This window comes from Microbacterium sp. Bi128 (assembly GCF_918698205.1).
Genome location: NZ_CAKKMM010000533.1, coordinates 1 through 3,238, shown reverse-complemented (window position 1 = coordinate 3,238; position 3,238 = coordinate 1). Strand labels below are relative to the sequence as shown.

At 62.2% G+C, this 3,238-nt stretch carries 3 protein-coding genes and 2 pseudogenes; all 5 read left to right on the top strand.

Translation table 11 applies throughout. The features are described 5' to 3' along the window. The coding region (locus tag LQV45_RS22445; protein ID WP_230008892.1) for an alpha-hydroxy-acid oxidizing protein at positions 1 to 201 on the top strand (201 nt) is incomplete at its 5' end. A gap of 78 nt (positions 202 to 279) precedes the next feature. Continuing rightward, entirely contained in the window at positions 280 to 1,182 is a 903-nt protein-coding gene (locus LQV45_RS22440; protein WP_028277463.1) for an ABC transporter substrate-binding protein, read from the top strand. A gap of 6 nt (positions 1,183 to 1,188) precedes the next feature. After that, positions 1,189 to 2,208 (top strand): amino acid ABC transporter permease, encoded by a 1,020-nt coding sequence (locus tag LQV45_RS22435; protein ID WP_230008891.1) that lies wholly within the window; start codon positions 1,189 to 1,191, stop codon positions 2,206 to 2,208. An 11-nt stretch (positions 2,209 to 2,219) separates the two neighbouring features. After that, a pseudogene (locus LQV45_RS22430) lies at positions 2,220 to 2,972 on the top strand (amino acid ABC transporter ATP-binding protein). A gap of 83 nt (positions 2,973 to 3,055) precedes the next feature. Further along, positions 3,056 to 3,238: pseudogene (locus LQV45_RS22425) on the top strand (methyltransferase); the annotation flags it as partial.

The window sequence follows — 3,238 nt, the reverse complement described above, 5'->3', positions numbered from 1 at the left end:
CTGTACGGGTTGGTAGCGGCCGGCTCACCGGGCGTCGGACGCATCATCGACATCTTCGGGGATGAACTGCGGCGTACGATGACGTTAGTGGGCGTCTCCAGTATTTCCGAGTTGAAGGCCCGGGGCGGGGAAATTCTTCGGGATATTCGTCATTCCGGAGAACTTCTTGAGACAAGAGCGTCGGAAAACACAAATTCTTGAGTTTTGAATAAGCAGTCATGCAGTGCCCTCCCGCAGCGTTGCGGGAGCCTAGAGAATCCCTGAACAGCTAAGGAAGCCATGCGCACCCGATACCTTCTTCCCGTTCTGACCATAGCCACGGCGCTCTCGCTCTCGGGCTGTGTCAACAACAGCGAACCCGCCGCCACCGGCTCGGCATCCGGTACCGCTGACGCCATCGACGTGCAAAAGAATGACTCCATTGCTGCCTCGCTCCCGGAAAAAATGAAGAGCTCCGGCGTGCTCAACGTCGGCATGGCCAACAACTACCCGCCCAACGAGTTCAAGGACGATAACGGCGAACCGGCAGGCTGGTCCGTGGACCTCACCAATGCCCTGGGCAAGGTTATGGGGTTGAAGGTCAACTTCGACATCGGCACCTTCGATAACATTCTGCCGGCGGTGAAGGCAGGGAAGGACGACATGGGAATGTCGTCCTTCTCCGACACACTGGAACGCGAAAAGCAGGTGGATTTCGTGAACTACTACTCGGCCGGCATCCAGTGGGCGTCGCCCAAGGGCAAGAATGTGGACCCGAACAACGCCTGCGGGCTTAAGGTCGCCGTCCAGGCCACCACCTATGAGGACACGCATGAGGTGCCGGCCAAGTCGAAGGCGTGCACGGATGCAGGCAAGCCGGCGATCACCATTTTCAAGTACGACGCGCAGGACCAGGCAACCAACGCCCTCGTGGTGGGGCAGGTCGATGCGATGAGCGCCGATTCGCCCGTGACTCTGTATGCGATCTCCAAGACCAAGGACAAGCTGCAGACCGCCGGCGATGCCTTTGAGGTGGCGCCGTACGGGATGCCCGTGGCCAAGGGCAGCGAATTTACCCCGGTCCTGCAGAAGGCGCTGCAGGCGCTGATCGACGACGGAACGTACAACAAGATCCTGTCCAAGTGGGGCGTCGAATCCGGTGGCGTCAAGACAGCAACTCTCAACGTGGCAGCCAAAGGGTGATAGCAAATGAGCGAGCCGGAATCCGACAGGATGATTGAGTCGGAACCTGACAGGAAGCTCCAGGGCCGGAGTGGACAGGACACGGACAACTCGCCGGCGGAGGCGATCGTGGCGATCCCGCTGCGGCACCCGTGGCGGATCGTGATTGCCGTGGTCCTCCTGCTCGGGTTGGCGGTCTTTGTCCTGGACGCCGCACAGCGCCCGGACTACGGCTGGCCGGATGTGGGCAAGTACATTTTTGACCGCCGGATCAGCCAGGCCGCGTGGGTGACGTTGTGGCTGACCATCTACTCGATGATCGGCGCGATCGTCATCGGCCTGCTGCTGGCCATCATGCGGCTCTCACCAAACCCGGTGCTCAAGAGCATTGCCTGGCTGTACATCTGGATCTTCCGCGGAACCCCTGTCTACGTGCAGTTGGTGTTCTGGGGCATCGTGGCCCTGATCTACCCGGTGTTCACGCTCGGGATTCCGTTCACGCCGCCGTGGGTCACCGTCCCGAACGAGATCTTCACAAACCTGTTCATTACCGCCGTGATCGGGCTGGCCTTGAACGAGGCCGCCTACATGTCTGAAATCGTGCGTGCCGGCCTGTTGTCCGTGGACGAGGGCCAGGCGGAGGCTTCCACGGCGCTGGCCATGTCCTGGGGGCAGACCATGCGGTATGTCGTGGTTCCGCAGGCCATGAAAATCATCATTCCGCCTACCGGCAACGAAGTGATTTCAATGCTCAAGACTACCTCCCTGGTGGCCGCGATCCCATTGAGCATTGACCTGTACGGGGTGTCCCGCGGCATTTCGGCCGTGACGTTCACCCCCGTCCCGCTGCTGATTGTTGCTTCGCTCTGGTACCTCCTCTTCACCTCGGTCCTGATGGTCGGGCAACACTTCATCGAAAAGCGGTTCTCCCGCGGAACCGGGCGGGCCAAGACAGACAAGGCGCCCACCGCGCCCGTACCCGCGCAGGTGGCCGGACCTGGCGCGCCGGGTGCACCGCTCGGTACAGACTTTGGAGGTAAGGGATGACGGGCGTGCCAATGGTTCTTGCGGAGAAGGTTTCCAAGAATTTCGGATCCAACAGGGTCCTGCGTGGGATCAGCCTGGAGGTCGACCCCGGGGAAGTTCTCTGCATCGTGGGGCCTAGCGGTTCCGGTAAGTCGACCTTCCTGCGGTGTATCAACCACTTGGAAGTGGTTGACGGCGGCCGGCTTTCGGTCGACGGACAGCTGGTCGGCTAACGCCAAAAAGGCGAGAAGCTCTACGAACTCAAGCTCAAGGAAGCTGCTTTCCAGCGCCAGGAAATCGGAATGGTGTTCCAGCGGTTCAACCTGTTCCCGCACCTGACCGCGGTGGAGAACATCATTCTTGCTCCCATGCGGGTGAAGAAGATTTCCAAGGCCGCTGCCACGGCAAGGGCCATGGAATTGCTGGAGCGTGTGGGGCTGGGGGACAAGGGCGATGCCTATCCGGCGCACCTTTCGGGCGGCCAGCAGCAACGGGTGGCCATTGCCCGTGCCTTGGCCATGGACCCCAAGCTGATGCTCTTCGACGAACCGACCAGTGCCTTGGACCCGGAGCTGGTGGGCGAGGTCCTCGATGTCATGAAGGGACTGGCCAAGAGCGGCATGACAATGATTGTGGTGACCCATGAGATGGGGTTCGCCCGCGAGGTGGCCGACACCCTGGTCTTCATGGACGACGGCGTGGTGGTGGAGGCCGGGGCTCCCCGCCAGATCCTGAGCGATCCCCAGCACGACCGGACCAAGGCGTTCCTCTCCAAGGTGCTGTGACGCCGAGGGTTGACGGCGCGGTGGTGAGCCCTGGCCTCTCTGGCGCGGTGGCTTCGCCGCCGCGCCAGTGCAACACTGAATCCGTGGACAGCCTCGCGGACAGCAAGATCTGGGCGGACTACAACGCCGCCCAGGCAACCCGTGGGGTGCGCACGCTGTGCCTCGACGCCATGGCGTTCGCCGGCCCGGGGAACGGCCGCCGCGCCATAGATCTCGGCTGCGGCGCGGGCAAGGAAACACTGGCGCTGCTCGACGGCGGCTGGCGG